Origin of the sequence: Roseomonas aerilata DSM 19363 (genome assembly GCF_000711725.1) — a bacterium.
GTDB lineage: Bacteria > Pseudomonadota > Alphaproteobacteria > Acetobacterales > Acetobacteraceae > Roseomonas > Roseomonas aerilata.
This window is the reverse complement of the sequence record NZ_JONP01000057.1, coordinates 1-18080: the sequence shown is the minus strand read 5'-3', so window position 1 is coordinate 18080 and position 18080 is coordinate 1. Positions and strand designations below refer to the sequence as shown.

Here is an 18080-nt window from a genome sequence, read left to right as displayed (position 1 = left end):
AGAAGAGTTCGCCGTTGATCTTCAGGTACACTTCATCCATGTGCCAAGTGTCACCCGGCTTCGGGCGACGCTTGCGCAGCCTGGCGGCGAAATCCGTGCCGAAGCGGAGGCACCACCGGCGGATGCTCTCGTAGCTGACCATTACGCCTCGCTCAGCGAGAAGCAGTTCGACATCTCGAAAGCTCAGGCTGAAGAGGTGATAGAGCCAGACCGCATGCCGGATGACCTCGGCCGGAAAGCGGTAGCCGGGGTAGGTGGTGGGCTCGGACGGCATTCCGCCAGCTTCACCTGACCATCTCGTTTCAGCCAGACCTGGACAACGTGACAATGCCGATGCACATTATCATGGCCGAAGCCGCCTCAGCCGCTGAGGAGGTGATGCTTGATCAGGCAAGCACCATGACCGAGCAACCTTTCCAGGCCATGCGGGCCGGCTGATCCGCAACCAGCGACGAAGGCTCGCAATATCGTCCTCATCAAGGCCTAGAGTTCACCACCCAAGATGTGTCGAGATCGACAATGTGTTGAAATGCTAATAATTTGTTGAATACACAATCGGCGTGCTGGTTGTGTCTTGTTAATGTTTTTCAACTGAAGGTATGATCCATCTGTATGGATGGAACCGATGCCACTCGCGGTGCGATGAGCATATCTGCGTCGGCCTGGGAACAGGTCGGCGGCAGCTTGCCACGGCAGGATGATTTCACCTTCCAGCCCCAGGTGCAGCCGCAGGTCCCCGATAGAAATCGGCACACTCAGCCTAGCCTTAGAACGGTGCTTGCCGCCTCCTTCGGGGCCCTTGGTCTGATCGCAACCCTTGCTTCGTCGCTGGCTGTTGGAAGGATAGCTGACCGACGCATCCGAGCAGATATCGGAGCTGAGTTCGCCGCTGCGGCAGAGCGTGTGGCGGATTTGCTCGACCGCGGCTTGTTTGAACGCTTGCGCGACGTCCAGGTGGCCGCCTCTCTGGACGCCATGACAGACCGGGAAGCGACGCCTGCAGCGCGGCAGGCCATGTTAAGACGCCTGCAGGACACTTACCCCGACTACGCGATCCTGTTCTTCATCAATCCTGACGGACGGGTTCAGGCAACCAGTTCAGGTATCCTGATGGGTGCGGACGTTTCCAAACGGGAGTACTTCCGGGAAGGGTTAGAGCGACCCTTCGTCGCTGATGTGCATGAAGCACTGCTGATGGCACCCCTCCTGGGACGTGCACCGGAGAACCCGCCCCGCTTTGTCGACCTATCGGCGCCGGTGCGCGCGGCGGACGGCACCCTCGTGGGCGTGGTCGGAGCTCACCTGTTCTGGGAGTGGGCCGAGGGCATTGAGCGCGATGTCATGGCCCCCTTGCTCGCGCGCCACCCTGGCGCAGAGGCGCTTGTGTTGTCGCGCGACGGGCAAGTCCTGCTCGGCCCCAGCGCGCTGCGTACAGCATCCTTAGCGAAACTCGCACCCAACCTGGCTCATGAACTTGCCGCTGGCCGCACAGGCAGCAAGGTGGAGATCGGGCAAACAAGCGATGCGCCGGCGAACCGCACCTACCTCGTCGGCTATGCCGCTACCCATGGTCACCGCACCTACCCTGGGCTCGGCTGGACTGTCCTCGTACGGCGTGATGCGGAGGCAGCCTTTGCCCCCGCACGTAAGCTTGTTTGGGAGGTATCCGCATGGGGCATTGCGGCCGCCGCTATAGCCGCAGCTCTGGGATGGCTGTTGGCAGGCGTGATCGCGCGTCCTCTGGCAGATCTATGTGAGACTGCGGACCGACTGAAGGGAGATCCTGAAGCGACAGAGGTACCCGTCGGACGCGGCCCCCGTGAAATTGTCTTGTTGTCGTCTGCGCTGGCGGCCCTCGTCGCGGGAGTTCGCTGGCGCGAGGCGGCGCTACGCGACGGGGAGGCGCGCCTCAGACACGCAACGGAGGGCGCAGGTATCGGCACGTGGGAACTTGATCTTGCTTCGGGAACCGGCCTGAGCTCGCCCCGCCACGGCGCAATCTTTGGCCATTCCGAGCCTCTCACGAAATGGAACTTCGACACCTTCGTAGACCAGGTCGTGCCTGAGGATCGGACGACCGTAGCGTTGACGGTTCAGAACGCAATTGCGGCCGGGTTGGAGTGGCGTTCTGAGTGCCGGATCACGCGCTCAGACGATGGAGAGGAACGCTGGATCGAGATCCGTGGTGTACCGCTTCGCGCTCCGATCGCAGGAGCAGCGCCACGGTACTCTGGTGTGGTCGAGGATGTCACAGGCCGGAAGCAAGGGGAGCAGGCACTGCAGCTTCTCGTGCGCGAGCTGGACCACCGGGTGAAGAACCAGTTCGCGATCTTCGATGGGCTTGTTCAGTTTACCGCGCGCACGGCGCAAGACTCGGCGGCCATGGCAAGAGTCCTGCGCGGCCGGGTAAGCGCGCTCGCTTCGGCTCACGACCTGGTTCGAGACGCGAGCGGGGATGGGCGCACACGCGGTCTCCGTTCAAGCACTCTGAGTGCCCTTACCGAAGCTGTAATTTCGCCTTTTAGCATCTCTGAGGGTGGGGACAGCCATTTGCATTTGCGTCGGGTTCGGCATGGTGGCGCTCACGTGGAAGTAGGCCCGGTTAGCGCGTCTGCCCTCGCACTTGTACTGCACGAGCTTTCGACCAACGCCGCGCGGCATGGAGCGCTCTCCTCGCCTACCGGTATGCTCGAGGTGTCCTGGTCTGCTGCACCAGAGGGCAAAGTATGCCTCCTCTGGAAGGAGGCCGGCGGGCCGGCGGTCACCGGCGAACCTGAGCGGCGAGGCTTTGGAACGACACTGATACACCAGAGTGCAAAGTCGCAACTGGGCGGCACGATCAGGTTTGATTGGACTAACGTTGAAGGGCTCCTCGTAGTGTTGGAGCTACCAGCAAGCCGTTTGGCGCGCTGACTTGGCCAAAGCCATCACACCGCCTTGTTGGATTAGCCGATGTTGCTGAGGCGCTCAGCCTTGCTCTGATTGAGGAAGAGCGATCCCCTACCCACCCGAGTTCTCGCCCGTGGTGTCCAACTCTCCTTACCAAAATCCTAGCCGAGCCTCGAAGGCGGCTAGTGGGCAGATGCTCAGCTTTTTTGGATTGCTTCATCATGGTCACGCCCGCACCGTGAAGCACGCGCCAGGGTTCCGGTTGCTTTCCACGGCCATTTCCGCGCCGATGCGGCCGAGCATCGCCCGTATGACCCGCATGCCGAGCCCGCCTGACGCATCAGGGTCGGGCTTGCGCTCCCAACCAGGGGAAAGCCCCCGGCCCGAGTCGCAGACGCGCAGTTCGACGCCGCCGCCGTTGCGCCCCCGGATGCTCACCTCGACAGGTCCCTCCTCCCCGGGCCGGTAGGCGTACTTCAGCGCGTTCGTCACGAGCTCCGTCGCGATGAGGGAGAGCGCGACCGCAACCCGGCTCGGTACCATCAGCCCCGGCTCCGTTGCCACTGCCAGCCTTCGTTCCGCGCCGGTCATCCCCAACGCGAGGTCGCCGCAGAGGCGGTGCAGGGTGGCACCGAGGTCGACGTTCTCGATGTCCTCGGCCTGGTGGAGCGTGTCGTGCACCCGCGCGACGCTCATCACGCGCGCGTAGGTGTCTTCAAACGCGGCGCGGGCGACTGGGTCCGAGACGCCGCGGGCCTGCATCAGCATCACGCCGGCCACGATCTGGAGCGAGTTCTTCACCCGGTGGTCGATCTCGCGCGCGAGGATGTCCTTGGCCTCCAGGGCGCGGGAGAGTTCCTCCCCTTTCGCGGAGAGTTCCGCGATCTTGCGCCCTTGCCGGAGCACGACACCCTCGATCGATGCGGCGAGCGCGCGCGCTGCACCGAGCTGCCAGGGTGCCCAGGGCTCCGCGCGCCCACGGCGCTCCTCCACCCAGCGCTCGAAGGAGCGGCGGGGGAGGACAACGCGGGTCGAGGGGTCCGCGAGGACCGATTTGCGGGGATCCCCGCCCCAGACCACTGTCGCCGTGACTTCAGGGCGCAGCCAGACGAGGAGGTGCTGTTGCGCCTCGTCCACGAAGGCAGCGAGCACTCCTGAGGCGCTCTCCCGCCAAGCCGCGGCCGGGCCATGATGCGCGGATAGGTCGTCTGTCGCGAAGACGCGCTGATCCGGAGGCAAGGTGGCCCGCAGCCAGGAAGCGAGTTCTGCCAATCCCTCATCGGGCGGCGTGATACCAACGCGGGCAATCCGTTCCTTACTCACCACCGCCGCGCCGGACGCGCCGAAGAGGTCGAGGAGCGAGGCCGCCTCTCCCTCGTAGGAGGTGAGTGCCGCAACGAAGTCGTCAGCGCCGGCGAGCCGCTCCAGGAGCAGGTTCTGGGTTGCGAGAGCCGCTCCTTGCTCGCGCATGGCCTCTAAACTCGCGAGTTCGTGGAGGCGGAGCGCGAAAGCCTCCGCGACGAGGCTGGCGAGGGCACGCGTTTCCGGCGTGACATAGTGCGAACGCCGGTGATGGCCGATCACGAGGCCCCAGAGCGCACCCTCGACCAGGATGGAGGCGGACATGGAGCCGTTCACGCCGAGGTTGCGCTGGTACTCGAGGTGCACGGGCGAGAGAGCGCGCGAGGCGGCGTAGGTGAGATCGACCGCCGTGTTCCTGGCCGGTGGCCCGGAGAGCACGGCCGCGGGCACCGCATCACGGTCCACGACCCAGCGGGCCGGTGCGCGGGTGTAAAGGGCACGCGCCTGGGCGGGGATGTCGGAGGCGGGGAAACGAAGGCCGAGCAGGGTGTCGTCCCAGCTCTCGACCCGGCTCTCCGCAATCGCCTCCCCGTTCCAGTCGGCGTCGAAGCGATAGACGAGGACGCGCTCGAAGCCGGTCATCGCGCGTATCTCCTCGGCACAGACGGCCGCTGCACGGGCAAGGGTCGGGGCGGCGCGGAGTTCGCGCACGGCGTCTGTCACCTGAAAGGGTGAGGCAGCTCCGAAATCCTCTGGTCGGTCGGGCAGGGGTTCGAGCTCGACGATGAGACGTTCGTCGTGCAGGTGCGCTGCCATGGCGAAGGGCCGCCCCTCCGCTCCGAGCCGGATATCGCGCCGCAGCGGACGCGCCGGGTCGGCGAGGGTACCATCAGCCAGGGCAGTGCGAAGCGCGGTGGCAGCCTGCGCGGGCAGCAGCCGCTCGAGCGGCTCCCCGGGCAGCCCGTCCGGCCCGCGCCCGAACGTGTCGGCGACGTTGTCGCTGCAGGCATCAACGGTGAGGGCGACCGGGTGGAACGCGAGCAACACCGCGTGCGGCTGCACGGCGCCGGGCCGATGGATCGGCTCGCGCTCGCACACGTCGGGACCGATGGGCTCGGCACGGCTGCGCCGGTCCACGACCTCCTCAGCCGCCCGGGAGACGAGGCGCTGGGCACTCGAGGCGAGGGCGCCGATCGGATGAACAGTGATCCAGTAACGGCCCGGCACGCGGGCACTCCGCATGGCCACCCGGACGCGGAGGGGCGGGTCGAAGCCGAAGACGAAAGTGAACTCGGTCGAAAGGTGGCCACGGCGGACGCCATCGAGGAACCGACCGTGGAAGGAGGGAAGGTGCGTGCAGGGTGCGACGTCCCGGAAGAAGTCGCGCCCGATCACCCGGGCCGGCGCGCGGCCTGAGAGGCGGCTCTCCGTGGCGTTGTAGAAGGTCACCCGTCCCTCGCCGTCTACCCCGATGGCGCCGTAGGGGAGCGCGTCCAATTGCTCAGTCGAGAGGTCGTCGAGGTCGGCGTCACCGCCGTTCGCCCGCTTGTTAGTCTCAGTCATGCCCTCGGGGGTGCCCCAGAAGCCGAGTTCGGGCGAACCATCCTCATGCAGAGGTCCTCGCAGGGTTTAAGCAACATCAGGAATATATCCGTTTCCGGTCAGACCTGACTACTGCACTCGCGCTCGTTGCAGCCGCTGCATGCTGGGAGATCCGGTGCTGGCGCATTCGCCGCTTTCGCTCGGCGCGGCCCCGTTCGATCAGCCTTGCTTTCCCGGCGCGCCCCAGATCCCCTGAGTGGGGTTGGTGCGCCACGGATCAGCGGGTCTGAGGTAGCCGAGTGCCACGTCGGCGGAGCGGTGGCGGGTCTGGCGCATGACCTGGGCGAGGTCGGCGCCGGCCTCACCGGCCGCCGTGGCGAGCCCCGCTCGCAGTGAGTGCCCCGAGAAGTGCTCCCAGCCCTCGAATCCGGCCGCCTCGGCTGCGCCCTTCACCAGCCGCCACACCGCCTTGTCCGACAGGCCCTGGCCCGTGAGCCGCCCGGCTTTGCTCATCCCGACAAAGAGCGGCCGCGGCAGGGGAGGGGGCGTGTCGTCGGGCATGCACCACCTTGGTGCGCGCCTTTCCGTCCGGAAAGCGCTCAAAATCGTGCTCTTTCAGCGCCGTAGGCACGACAACCCCCTTCTTATCGTGCCCAGTCAGCAGGGTAGAGGTACCTGTCACAATGCTCGGCGACCATCGAACTGCCCCATTGCAGACTTTCCCAACTCTGTTCGGGGAAGCAGATCCTGGCGGAGGAGGAATGGCGGATTACGCACTGTCAGTAGCCGCACCGCTGCCTTTCACGCCAGCTTGCCGAGCGGCTACGGCGAGCCATGTAGACCGCTTCCTTGCGGATGTGCGCGCCGCCTGAAAGCGGCCCGCCCCGCCACACCGTTAGGTCTGAGGGAGTGGCTGGTCAGCCACTCCCCGCAGGTCAGAAGAGTGGCACCGCGCTGGGCTGGTGCATTTCACCCCACCAGCCCAGCACATCAGCGCGCCCGCCGACGACGAAGGATACCCAGTCCGAGCAGCCCGGTGCCGAACAGCGCAAGGGACATCGGTTCCGGCACAGGGGTCGGGGCGACGAGGCTCGCCAGCTGCTCGCCGACGAGCCGGTGCACGGCGGTGGTGACGTGCACACTATCCCAAAACACGTACTGGTCCGGATTGGCGCAGACAACGCCGTTGGTGACGCAGGTGTCGGTCGCGTTGGTAAAGCCGAAGCTTCGGAAGTTGGCGATGATGTTGTCGAGAATGGCGCCGCGCTCAAAGGCGAAGATGTCGGCCGAGAGCGATCCGGCGAGTGATGACGCGAGTGACCGGTAGGCGGTGTTCAGGTCTTGCGTCAATTGGCCGTATTGGGCTGCCCGTGCGGGCCGCGCGACCGGCAGGGAGCCGATGTTGTTGATGGTGGAGACTGCGACGTGGTTGGCGCCGAGACCGACGAGTGTCTGAACCTCAGAGCTGATGCTGCTGACGGCGTTCGGCACAACGGTGACCGGGTTGCTACCAAAGAAGCCGATGCGGAGGATGTCGTTTCCGCCCCCGATGATCAGGAACAGCGTGGTGGCAGGGTTGAAGGTGACGGCGCCGCTGGCCACCCGGGTCTGGAAGTCGTTTACCTGGTTCTGGATGCCATAGCCGTTGCCGAGTGCGACAACGTTGTTCCGTGTGTCGGTAAGCGAGCCGCCGATCGCGAAGTTGAGGCTCTGGTTCCCCGCGGCCGGGTTCTCCGAGTAGGTGAGCGGGATACCGAGCGTCTGCGCCATGTACTCCACCGCGACAGGCCCGTTGGAGTAGCGCTGGGCATAGGGTGGGCTCGGCGGCGTCGTGCCGCCTGTCAGGGCGTAGATGTTCCCGCTGTCCGACTCGCTGGCACCGAAGACGTAGACCTTGTCGTAGGTCGCGGCCGCGACCGGTCCGGTGGCAAGGATTGAGACAAGCGCAGTGGCTTTCAGTGTTTGAGCGTAACGCATCGGCGGTCCTCCCTCAGCTGGCAGCCCGTCGAAGTGCGAGCTTGCCTGCGAAGGGAGGCAAGCTTTGCGCCAGCCCGGAACCATCCGCCCGATCAGTAGCTTGTCGGTTGTTACGAGAAATCAATTACGTGAAGTGTAAAGCGGTTTGACGGAGTGTTTTGCGCCGACCAGCTTGGAGGCGCGGTCGGCTAGCGGCGGGTCCGAGGTCACGCGAGCCGGACATACTCCGAGCCACCGAGCCATGCAGCGGCATCTCACGAGCATGCAGCCAATCGCCTTTTGCCGAGTTATGATCTTGCTCAACTACCGGTTGCTGAGCGCGTCTGAACAAGGTGGGTTATGGGGAGCCGGAATGTGCCGATCGATCCGTCTCGCGGTGCAGGCTGGAAACCAGATGTCAGTGTGATCACTGGCGAGCATTAGGATGTCGGATCCGCGGCAACTCCATGGTGGCCGGGCTGCAGCGGACTTTGCTTCCAGAGCTCGCCTGCGTGAACTTGAAGCCAAGATTAGTGCGTTGGAACAAGAGTTGTCCTCTGCGCGTGCGGCGCTGAGTGACGCACGAGCTCACGGCGATACGCTGATGCATGTCTCGGCCTCGATAGCTTCCGAAGCCCGCGTGAGCCTGACTTCGTCACAAGCCGAGAATACGATGCTACGCCAAGCCAACGCCGGGCTCGCAGAAGAGGGCCGGATGCTTCGGGCGAGCAAAGGGCAGCTCGTGCGTCTGCTCGGCGCGGCGCCTATCGCCATCCTTGAGACCGATGCTGTCGGTACGTTCGTCTATGCCAATAAGATAGCTTCCAACCTCCTTGGACTGACTGGGCTGTCCGTTGAAGGCAGCCGCTACGATGCGATCGATTGGCACTTGGCCTGGCCTGATGGCCGAGATGTAGCGTCAGCAGACCGGCCAATAACGCGGGCGCTCCGAGGTGAAATCGTTGAGGAGCTCGAGATACTGGTCGCGAGCCCACACAACATCGGACAAGGTCTGGTACTCCGCGTCGCCGCTGTTCCGGTATGCGGTGCGAGCGGAGAAGTCGAGGGCGCTCTCGCAACCCTCATCGACGTCACAGCACGTCATGGCGCGACAGCGGCACTGCAGGCCAGCGAGGAGCGATCACGGCTGGCTTTCGAGATCGCTGGTGCCTGTGCCTGGGAACTTGACCCGGCCACAGGCTTGTCGACCTGGGACGCGGCCGCGCGCACCCTCCTCGGCTTGCCAGAAAGCCTGCCGTTCGACGATGCAGTTGTCAGCTTCGTGCACCAAGATGATCGGGATCGCGTGCGCGCCGCTATCGCATCAGCCCTCGATCCTGACGGCGATGGCCGCTACTCGCTCGAACATCGTGGGCCTCCAGGACATGAAAAACCGGGAGCGCGTTGGCTCCAGTCGCATGGACAGGCCTATTTTTGGGGGGCAGGTCCGACGCGCAGACCGGTCCGCTTGGTATGCGTCACCACCGATGTGACGCAACGTCGTGCGGCTGAGGAACGGCGAGCGCTGTTGGTGGGCGAGCTCAACCACCGCGTCAAGAATGCGCTCGCGGTGGTGCAGGCGCTTGCCGAGCAAACCCGGCGCGCGACCGATAAGCGCGTGCCGAACTCTCCCGAACAGCGCCAATTTCATGTTGCCTTCCAGTCCCGCCTACTCGCATTGGCACGCGCCCATGACTTGCTGACCCGCGAGGATTGGGAAGGGGCAACGCTGAGCGATATCCTCACCAGCGCTGTCGAGCCTTTCACCAGGGGCGCTCAGAACGACGCAGCACAACGAGACGAGCCAGCCCGGATTGAAATTGCCGGTCCATCAGTGCGCGTTGCACCCGAGGCGGCGGTGACACTCGCCATGGCCATCCACGAGTTGGCCACTAATGCTACCAAGTACGGCGCCTTGTCCGCGCCCGACGGACAGGTCACCGTGACGTGGAGTATTTCGCAGGACCGGACCGCCGTTGACCTTCTCTGGGCTGAAGCGGGTGGTCCGCCCATCACTGGGCCGCCGCCAGCGGAGCGACATGGCTTTGGCTTACGCCTGCTCGAGCGTGGCCTTGCCAGGCAGCTTGGCGGTTCGGTCGGTCTCGAATTCCCCGCAAGCGGTCTGCACTGTCTGATGCGATTACCCCTCAATGAAGAGCGTGTGTCTCCGCACTAACTGTTCCACATTCCAACCAGTTTATTGAAGCAATACATACATCCTCGCGGGAATGTGGAACGTCCGCTTCGCGGAACCCGCATCCCGATGCGAACGTTACTGTTGCTGGCGGTTCTAGGGCCGGAACGGGCTCTCTCACATACGCTTCTCACAGAGAATGCGTCGGCGCTGGAGCCCGGGATGCCTCAGGGACCTATTCTATTGTTGGAGCGCCTTCGCTCGCTACCTTGGTTTATACGCTGGTTTGGAGCAGGAGCTTTGCCAGCTGGCGTTGCCGCCGTTGCGGTCCTGATGCCAACCGCGCTCTCCTCGGCACACCTCCAACTACTCCTTCTGATCAGCATCGTCTTCACAGCCCTGTTGCTCGGGCTTGCGGCTGGCCTAGCCGGGGCAACGCTAGCCTTTGGTCTCATGCTCTTGAGAGCGGTGGAACGTGAGACTGGGGGCAACTGGTCCCTGAGCCTGGCGGCGGTGTTTGACGCCTTTTTGTGGTTTGCGGTCGCCAAGCTCATCGTCGCGCTCATTGCTGCTTTGCAGGGCGCTATCGTGCGCTCAGTGCAGGCGGAGAGCCGCTCAAGGGAGGATGCGCGACGGACGGAGCTTCTGCTGGTTGAGCAGGCTCATCGGGTGAGCAATGACCTGAACTCCCTCGTTAGCATGTTGCAGATGCAGGCTAGCACTGAGCCCGAAGCGGCCGATGCGCTCAATGCTGCTGCAAATCGGGTGCTTGTCCTGGGGCGCTTGCACGGACGTCTGTCGAGCGGCGCAGATCCCCAAGCAGTCGTCGACAGTCGCCTCTTCCTTGAGGGGCTCTTGGCAGATGTACAGTCCAGTCTCGTGGGACTGCGATCCATTGTGCTCACGTCCGCGGTCGAGGCGCACCCATTGCCGCTGGCGCGGGCAGGCGATTTAGGCCTCGTGGTAAACGAGTTGGTCACCAACGCGCTGAAGCATGCCTTTCCTGGCGGGCGGGAGGGCATCATACGCGTGTGTTTCCGCCGGGACGCAGACCTTTATGAGTTGACGGTCACAGACAACGGTGTTGGTTACGCCTCTGGTCGCCCACAACAGAGTGACGATAATGGCGGCCTAGGGAACCGCATCTTACGGGCGCTGGCGGCACAGCTTGGCGGCCGTTTGAACGTCGCCAGTGGCGACGTGGGCGGCACTGTTAGCAAGCTGCGATTTCCGCTTCCGCTACCCGAGGCCGGCCCAGCACCTGTTGTTAGTGCAGAACGGAGCCCGGAGGCGGACAGGCACCACCATGATGCCAAGCCCGAGCGCCTTCGCCGCACCCAGCCCTAGTACGAAGGTACACATATGGTGAGGGCCGCCTCCTTCCGGGCCTGGACCGCCGTTCTGCTCTCGCCGACGTCTGCAAGCACGAAGGCACAATAACCCTCCAACATCGTACCTGATGGGCAAAGCAGGGGCGCTTGCCATGATAGGCTGCTAAAGCTGGGTTCGGCCCCTTCGAAGGCCTGCCATGCTGCCATAGATCCAGTAGGGCGGCTTCGGCAGTCACTTGGCCAACCGCCAGGAGCAAACACATGAACTTCCAAACCTGGATCGCCGAGATCGAAGCTGTCGTGACCTTCTATGTGGATGCGGATCTGTGGCGGAAGTACTTCGACGCTGGGCTGACGCCTCTTCAGGCGATTGAGCAGAACCGCATTGATGAGGAAGTCTGACACCACCCCGGTAGAAGACACGACAAGGCAGCCCAGCGGAGAACCAGGACCACCGGGTGTGGCATTGGCCAGATGGCTGAGGCAATGCCGAGTTTCGTTGAGCATCCGGTCAACCAGCCCGACGTTGCTCTAAGTGAAAGCAACACTGGCCCGCGCTGGCCAACAACAGGGAGGCGGCCGGCGTCTCGTGAACTTCCACAGCGTTTTCAATGCTTCACCGAACCCCTACCTCATCCTCGACCGGCGCCTCCACATTGTCGGAGCCAATCAGGCTTACCTCGCCAACGTCAAACGCGACTTGGCGGACATCGTGGGGCGCTGGGCCTGGGACGCCTTCCCCGCCGATGAGGAGACGGTTCGGCAGTCCGTCGCGTCCTTTGAGCGCGTCATCCGGACCAAGCAGCCGGACACCATGGCGCTGCTTCGCTTCGACGTACCCCGCCCTGAGGCAGAGGGGGGCGGCTTCATGAAGCGGTACTGGAGCATCACTCACAGCCCGGTGCTCGGTGATGATGGTGAGGTGGAGGCGGTCCTTCAGCATCCGATCGACGTGACCCCGCTGCAGCATCTTCAGGGCGCCATCGAACGGAGTGGCTTGGCCTCGACCTTGGGCATCTCGCCCGACCAGAGCGGCATCTTCGAGCGGGCGCAGAGCGTTTTCGAGAACAACCTAGTACTGAAGGCCGAGAGCGAACGCCTGAACGAAATGTTTGCCCAGGCACCAAGCTTCATGGCCCTGCTCCGAGGACCCGAGCACCGGATCGAGATGGCCAATCCGGCTTACCTGACACTGGTGGGCGACCGCCCGGTGCTGGGCCGGACGGTGATGCAGGCCCTGCCAGACGCGGTCGAGCAAGGATATCTCACGATCCTCGATATGGTCTTCCATGAGGGAGAGGCTTACCGGGCAGACGCCGCGGTCTACGCCGTCCGGTCCGAGCCCGGAGGGCCGGTCAACGAGCGCCTGCTCGACTTTGTTCTTCAGCCCATCCGGGATCAGAATGGCAAGATCGCGGGGATCTTCGTCGAGGGCACCGACGTCACGGCACGCGCGATGGCCTTTGCCGCCTTACGGGAGAGTGAGGCACGGCTTCGCCTCGTCGTTGAGGGCGCGAGAGACCACGCTATCCTGACCATCACCGCCGAGGGGATCATCAGCAGCTGGTCCGCAGGGGCTGAGACCATCTTTGGCTGGACCGAGAAGGAAATCGTCGGGCAGCCCTACGGCACCATCTTCACGGACGAGGACCGGGCCGAGGGAGCGGACTGGTCCGAGCTCTCCGTTGCCGCCCATGAAGGCACTGCGCCGGACGAGCGCTGGCACGCGTGCAAGGACGGTGGCCGGGTTTATATGAGCGGGTCCGTGCACCCGCTTCCGTCCAGGGCCGGTGAGAGCCCGAGCTTCCTTAAGGTGGCCCGCGACGACACGCGTCGCCGCCGGGCTGAAGCGCGACGGGCAGCTCTGGCAAGGCTGTCGGACCGCATCCATGATCTTACCGAAGCCCGGGACATAGCCTATGCCGCTGCCCAGGTCATTGGCGAAGTCCTATCGGTCCGCCGTGTGGGTTACTCCACGGTCGATCTCATCGCCGAGACGATGCTGACGGAGCGTGATTGGACAGCACCCGGCGTTGCCAGCGTCGCCGGGAGCCTGCGGCTAAGAGACTTCGGCCAAGTCATCGACGTGCTCAAGCGTGGCGAGTTCATGGCTATTCCCGACGTTGCCGTGGACGCGCAGACTGGGGCGGCAAAGGAAGCGTTCATTGCCCGTGACGCTCGTTCCCTTGTCAACGTGCCGATCCTGGAGCGGGGCGAACTCGTTGCGGTGTTCTTCATCAACGACGCCAATGTCCGCCACTGGAGCGCGGAGGACTTGGCACTCATTCGCGAGGCCGCCCAGCGTACCCGGACCGCGGTGGAACGCGCCCGGAGCGAAGCAGCTCTCCGTGAAAGCGCCCGGCGTCTGGAGGAGAGTGCGCGACAGCTCCAGCTAGCAAACGAGACCCTCGAGGCCAGGGTGGAGGAGCGTACCGCCGAGCGCGACCTGATGTGGGCAACCTCACCAGATCTCCTGTTGATCCTCAACTTCGAGGGCATGTTCCTGCGGGTGAACCCGACCTGGACCACACTGTTGGGCTACACCCCCGAGGAGCTCGTCGGGCACCACGTCAACGAATTCGTCGTTCCCGACGATCACGGGGAAACCACCGATGCTTACAAGTTGGCGGCGCAGGGTGGGCAACCTCGGATTGAGAACCGCTATCGCCACAAGGATGGCTCCACGCGCTGGATCTCCTGGGTCGCGGCACCGGTGCGCGAGGTGACCTACGCCACGGGGCGCGACATCACGGCCGAGAAGGAGCGGGAGGCCGAGTTCGCCAAGGCGCAAGAGTCTCTGCGGCAGTCCCAGAAGATGGAGGCGGTCGGTCAGCTCACAGGCGGCCTCGCCCACGACTTTAACAATCTCCTGACCGGCGTGACCGGTAGCCTAGAGCTCATGCAGACCCGCATCGCCCAGGGGCGGATCAAGGATGTGGATCGGTACGTCAATGCCGCCCAGGGCGCGGCCAAGCGCGCTGCGGCGCTGACGCACCGCCTACTGGCCTTCTCCCGCCGTCAGACGCTCGATCCTAAGCCTACGGACGTCAACCGCTTGGTGGATGGCATGGAGGAGCTGATCCGGAGGACGGTGGGGCCCGAGATTACGGTACAGCCGCTGGTGAGTGCCACCGGGCTCTGGTCCACTTTGGTGGATCCTGGTCAGCTCGAGAACGCTCTGCTGAACCTCTGCATCAACGCCCGCGACGCCATGCCGGATGGGGGCAAGATCACCATCGAGACCGGGAACCGCTGGATGGACGAGCGTGCGGCACGCGAGCGCGACTTGCCGCCGGGTCAATACATTTCTCTCTGCGTGTCCGACACCGGCACCGGCATGCCGTCCGACGTGATCGCCAAAGCCTTCGATCCGTTCTTCACGACGAAGCCGATTGGGCAGGGAACCGGGCTCGGCCTCTCCATGGTCTATGGCTTTGCGCGCCAATCAGGCGGGCAGGTGCGCATCTACTCGGAGGTGCGCCAGGGCACGATGGTGTGCATCTACCTGCCGCGCTACCTTGGCCAGGAGGAGGAGGTGGAAACAGCCCCGGACCTAGCAGATGCTCCGCGGGCGGAGCAGGGCGAGACGGTGCTGGTCGTCGATGACGAGCCGACAGTGCGGATGCTGGTAACCGAGGTGCTGGAGGACCTCGGCTATGCTGCCATCGAGGCGGCGGATGGGGCATCCGGGCTCCAGGTGCTTCAGTCAGATGTGCGGATCGACCTCCTGGTGACCGATGTCGGGCTTCCCGGCGGCATGAACGGCCGGCAGGTCGCAGATGCAGCGCGGGTGGCCCGGCCGGGGCTGAAGGTGCTGTTCATCACCGGCTACGCCGAGAACGCGGTGCTCAGCCATGGCCACCTCGACCCCGGCATGCACGTGCTGACCAAGCCGTTTACGATGGAGGCTCTCGCCAGCCGCATCCGAGATCTTATCTCGGGTTAAAAGATGCCCGGAAGCTCCAGCCTTTCCCACGTTTACGAAGGATGTTAATCAAACACCCTTCTAGCGAGGAGAACCCGGTACAATTTTGCTCCTTATGCGCTGCCGCCAGTCTGCGGCTTTTCGCAGCGTGCGCGAGAGTTCCTCGACCGAATAGGGCTTGTGAAGCAGTTCAAAGCCTGAGGTACCGTTTTCCGCAAGGAAGTGGCTGTAGCCGGAGGTCAGTACGACCGGCAGATCGTGATGAAGTCGCTGGATTTCACGACCGAGATCGACACCGTTCATGCCGGGCATCACCACATCCGTGAACACCACGTCGAAGCAATCCGCACCCTTGGCCAGTTCAGCCAAGGCCGCCTCGGCGTTGGCGGCTAATACTGTACTAAAGCCAAGCTCAGCCAGGGCTTGTGTAGCGAATTCACCGACCTCGACGTTGTCGTCGACCAATAGCACACTCGTGCCGTGACCATTTATCAGCGGCTCTGGCTCGCTGCGGTCCACCGCCGGAACTTTGCCGGTTGCACGAGGGAGGTAAAGGGTGAACGTCGTCCCTCGACCGATCTCACTTTCAACCAGCACCTCGCCATTCGATTGTTTGGCAAAGCCGAAGACTTGGCTCAGGCCCAAACCGGTGCCTTGCCCAATGCCTTTGGTGGTGAAGAACGGCTCAAAGATCCGCTCAAGCCACTCCTTTGGAATGCCGCGCCCGGTGTCGCTGATCGACACCGCCACAAAGGGCCCTTGAACGCCAGAGTTAGCACGCACGCCAGGCATATGGTCGACCGGCTCCACGCAGATTGTCAGTTGTCCCTCGCCATCCATCGCATCGCGGGCGTTGACTGCCATGTTCACCAACGCCGTATCGAATTGGTTCGGGTCGGCGTTCACGTAGCACTTCGCTTCGGGTAAACTGGTCATGATTTGGATGCGGGCACCGGTGAGCGAGCCCAGCATGTCAGAGACTGACCGAACGCTGTCGCAAGCCGCAAACACTTGAGGTTTGAGCGATTGACGCCGTGCAAACGCGAGAAGCTGACTGGTGAGCTTCGCAGCGCGGTCCACGGTATCTGAGATCGCCGTGACGTAGCGGGCGCGGCGATCCTCGGCAAGGTCGGGCTTCTTCAGAAGGTCAGTTGACGATTTGATAACGGTTAGGAGATTGTTGAAGTCGTGAGCCACGCCACCAGTGAGCTGCCCGATCAACTCCAGCTTCTGTGATTGTCGCAGCACATCCTGGGCGTCCCGAAGCTCGGCCTCAGCCGTTAGCCGTGCACTGATGTCATGCGCCTGATGAAAGGCGCCGATGATCGTTCCTGTCTTGTCGCGCAACGGCGTGTAAGTGATCTCCCAGCAAGGCTGGCCGAACTCTGGTCGACCGAAGACGGCTTCGATCTTGAACGTTTCACCGGCGAGAGCCCTACCCATGTTGGCTCGCATCACCAAGGCCTGCTCGGGAACGAATAGGTCTGGAAAGACATCTCCAAGCTTCGTATAGAAGCCATTGACGCGGAAGAACTCGTCGTTGTGAGCTTTGTTGAAAGCGATCAGGCGGTACTCCGGATCGAAGACGCAAACCGGTGCTGTGTCGGACTGAACGATGTTCTCGTAGAGGTGCAAAGCAGCAGCACTCGATGCGACGCGTTGGTTAGCATCGAGGTGAAAGGCAATCAGGTCGGCAAACATCTTGAACATTCCGATGATCGCGGGCGTGTTCAGCTTGGCTGGCTTGGGGTCGATGGCGCAGAGCGTGCCGAAGAACATCCCGTTCGGCAGCGTGATCGGCATCGAGATATAGCTCTGAAACCCGTACATGGCGGGGGTAGGATGACCGCAGTAGGCAGTGTCCTCAGCGACGTGGTTGATGACGACGGCCGAGCCCGCCTGTCGGATCTCGTGGCATATTGTGGTTTCGACCTTCAACTCGCCGCCGGGCTTGAGACCAAAGGCGATGTCATCTTTGACGCCACAGGCAACCCAGCGGTCCTCGGTGACCCGCGCCACTGCCGCGAAGCCCATGCCAGTGGTGCGACAAACCACGTCGAGGATCGTCGGTATTGCCGCGATGCTCTCGACTGCGACGACGTCCTTGTAGAGGTCGTGCGGGAGCCGCAGGACTGGTTCGGGATCTGTCATGCGCCGCGCCGGTTCAGTTGGCGTCTCGTCCTTGGACCACCTGAATCGGTTAGTCGTGTCGAATCCGTCAACACACGATCACGCTCGATCAGGAGGCGGAGACCCGCTCGGACGACCTCACTAGCGTTCGAATAGTGGCCTGAGGCGACCTGCGCGTGGATGTAGGCGGTTAATTCGACTGTAAGAGAAACGTTACGGGTCGGTGTATTAGACATTCCTATTTTTCACACGTACCGACGGCACTGTCAAAAGTTGCCAACTTTGCCCTGTTACCTAGAAGGGGACATTTGGGTGTAAGCCCTTACAGACGCTTCCTCACTGTCCAGAACTCGGCGTTCCATCCAAGATGCTACGCGTGTTGAGCGACTGTGTTTCGGGCTCGGCAGGGCAGAGAGCTGTCCTGCCTTGTCCCGCCTCGCTCACGAAAACCCAGCGACGCCGACCCAAACTCATTCGTTAACAACCACCCACACACGATAATCACCCAACCTCGTGCCTAAGCCGAGCGGGCAGGGTGGTTGCCACGATCTTCCACTGCGCGGGTTTTGACCCCTTTGCAGACGTGGAGACCACGCGCTACGGGACGGCACCCAAGGATGCGGTCGATAGGAATGGCTGAAGCGGCCGGCTTTTACTTCAAGCAGATCAACTCAGCGTCGTACCGTATCCCACCCCTGGTGCTGTTGCATGGCAGCGGCGGCTCTGAGGCTTCGCTGATGGACTTCGCGCACGGTATCGCACCAGATCGGACGGCTTTCTGCCTGCGCGGCGGCGTGCCTTGGGAGGACGGGTACGCCTTCTTCCGGCGGAACCCGGATCGGACTCTCGATTACGAGGATCTCGACCGACG

10 protein-coding genes and 2 pseudogenes are annotated in these 18080 nt (G+C 63.4%); 6 read left to right on the top strand and 6 right to left on the bottom strand.

All coding sequences use genetic code 11. From position 1 onward, the window contains the following. Positions 1-274: pseudogene (locus BO39_RS26560) on the bottom strand (IS6 family transposase); the annotation flags it as partial. Positions 275-612: 338 nt separating this feature from the next. Here BO39_RS26560 and BO39_RS31810 point away from each other — a divergent pair. Then, positions 613-2913 carry an HWE histidine kinase domain-containing protein gene (locus BO39_RS31810; RefSeq protein ID WP_084698567.1) on the top strand — a complete coding sequence of 767 codons (2301 nt, stop codon included), beginning with the start codon at positions 613-615 and terminating at the stop codon, positions 2911-2913. Between the two features lie 201 nt (positions 2914-3114). Here BO39_RS31810 and BO39_RS26555 read toward each other — a convergent pair whose 3' ends face one another. From BO39_RS26555 to BO39_RS26545, 3 genes are all read right to left on the bottom strand, one after another. Continuing rightward, positions 3115-5754: a histidine kinase dimerization/phosphoacceptor domain -containing protein gene (locus tag BO39_RS26555; RefSeq protein ID WP_043839464.1), complete on the bottom strand. Its 2640-nt coding sequence runs from the start codon at positions 5752-5754 to the stop codon at positions 3115-3117. 198 nt (positions 5755-5952) lie between these two features. Continuing rightward, positions 5953-6294: a tyrosine-type recombinase/integrase gene (locus BO39_RS26550; RefSeq protein WP_043839462.1), complete on the bottom strand. Its 342-nt coding sequence runs from the start codon at positions 6292-6294 to the stop codon at positions 5953-5955. Positions 6295-6723: 429 nt separating this feature from the next. After that, positions 6724-7710, bottom strand: coding sequence for an SGNH/GDSL hydrolase family protein (locus tag BO39_RS26545; protein ID WP_043839460.1), 987 nt, complete (start codon positions 7708-7710; stop codon positions 6724-6726). 517 nt (positions 7711-8227) lie between these two features. On the opposite strand from BO39_RS26545, the gene BO39_RS31805 reads away from it, so the two are divergent. From BO39_RS31805 to BO39_RS26525, 4 genes are all read left to right on the top strand, one after another. Beyond that, complete coding sequence (locus BO39_RS31805) at positions 8228-9865, top strand: sensor histidine kinase (protein WP_169742862.1); 1638 nt, start codon at positions 8228-8230, stop codon at positions 9863-9865. Positions 9866-10336: 471 nt separating this feature from the next. After that, positions 10337-11170: a sensor histidine kinase gene (locus BO39_RS30535; protein WP_169742861.1), complete on the top strand. Its 834-nt coding sequence runs from the start codon at positions 10337-10339 to the stop codon at positions 11168-11170. A gap of 245 nt (positions 11171-11415) precedes the next feature. After that, positions 11416-11556: a hypothetical protein gene (locus tag BO39_RS33160; RefSeq protein WP_156963958.1), complete on the top strand. Its 141-nt coding sequence runs from the start codon at positions 11416-11418 to the stop codon at positions 11554-11556. Positions 11557-11743: 187 nt separating this feature from the next. Then, positions 11744-15100, top strand: coding sequence for a PAS domain S-box protein (locus BO39_RS26525; protein ID WP_169742860.1), 3357 nt, complete (start codon positions 11744-11746; stop codon positions 15098-15100). 60 nt (positions 15101-15160) lie between these two features. Here the strand turns inward: BO39_RS26525 and BO39_RS26520 are convergent, their stop codons facing one another. Together BO39_RS26520 and BO39_RS35450 are read right to left on the bottom strand one after the other, a co-directional pair. Further along, positions 15161-17230 carry an ATP-binding protein gene (locus BO39_RS26520; protein ID WP_052402824.1) on the bottom strand — a complete coding sequence of 690 codons (2070 nt, stop codon included), beginning with the start codon at positions 17228-17230 and terminating at the stop codon, positions 15161-15163. Next, the gene (locus tag BO39_RS35450) at positions 17227-17445 is read right to left on the bottom strand and encodes a type II toxin-antitoxin system ParD family antitoxin (RefSeq protein ID WP_084698562.1); all 219 of its coding nucleotides are present in this window, start codon (positions 17443-17445) and stop codon (positions 17227-17229) included. Before BO39_RS35450 ends, BO39_RS26520 begins: the two co-directional genes overlap by 4 nt. A gap of 396 nt (positions 17446-17841) precedes the next feature. On the opposite strand from BO39_RS35450, the pseudogene BO39_RS26515 reads away from it, so the two are divergent. Next, positions 17842-18080: pseudogene (locus tag BO39_RS26515) on the top strand (hypothetical protein); the annotation flags it as partial.

Bases quoted from the DNA above. Each gene is read 5' to 3' on its own strand.
- BO39_RS31810 (WP_084698567.1), top strand. From the start codon at position 613: ATGGATGGAACCGATGCCACTCGCGGTGCGATGAGCATATCTGCGTCG.
- BO39_RS26555 (WP_043839464.1), bottom strand. From the start codon at position 5,754: ATGACTGAGACTAACAAGCGGGCGAACGGCGGTGACGCCGACCTCGAC.
- BO39_RS26550 (WP_043839462.1), bottom strand. From the start codon at position 6,294: ATGCCCGACGACACGCCCCCTCCCCTGCCGCGGCCGCTCTTTGTCGGG.
- BO39_RS26545 (WP_043839460.1), bottom strand. From the start codon at position 7,710: ATGCGTTACGCTCAAACACTGAAAGCCACTGCGCTTGTCTCAATCCTT.
- BO39_RS33160 (WP_156963958.1), top strand. From the start codon at position 11,416: ATGAACTTCCAAACCTGGATCGCCGAGATCGAAGCTGTCGTGACCTTC.
- BO39_RS26520 (WP_052402824.1), bottom strand. From the start codon at position 17,230: ATGACAGATCCCGAACCAGTCCTGCGGCTCCCGCACGACCTCTACAAG.
- BO39_RS35450 (WP_084698562.1), bottom strand. From the start codon at position 17,445: ATGTCTAATACACCGACCCGTAACGTTTCTCTTACAGTCGAATTAACC.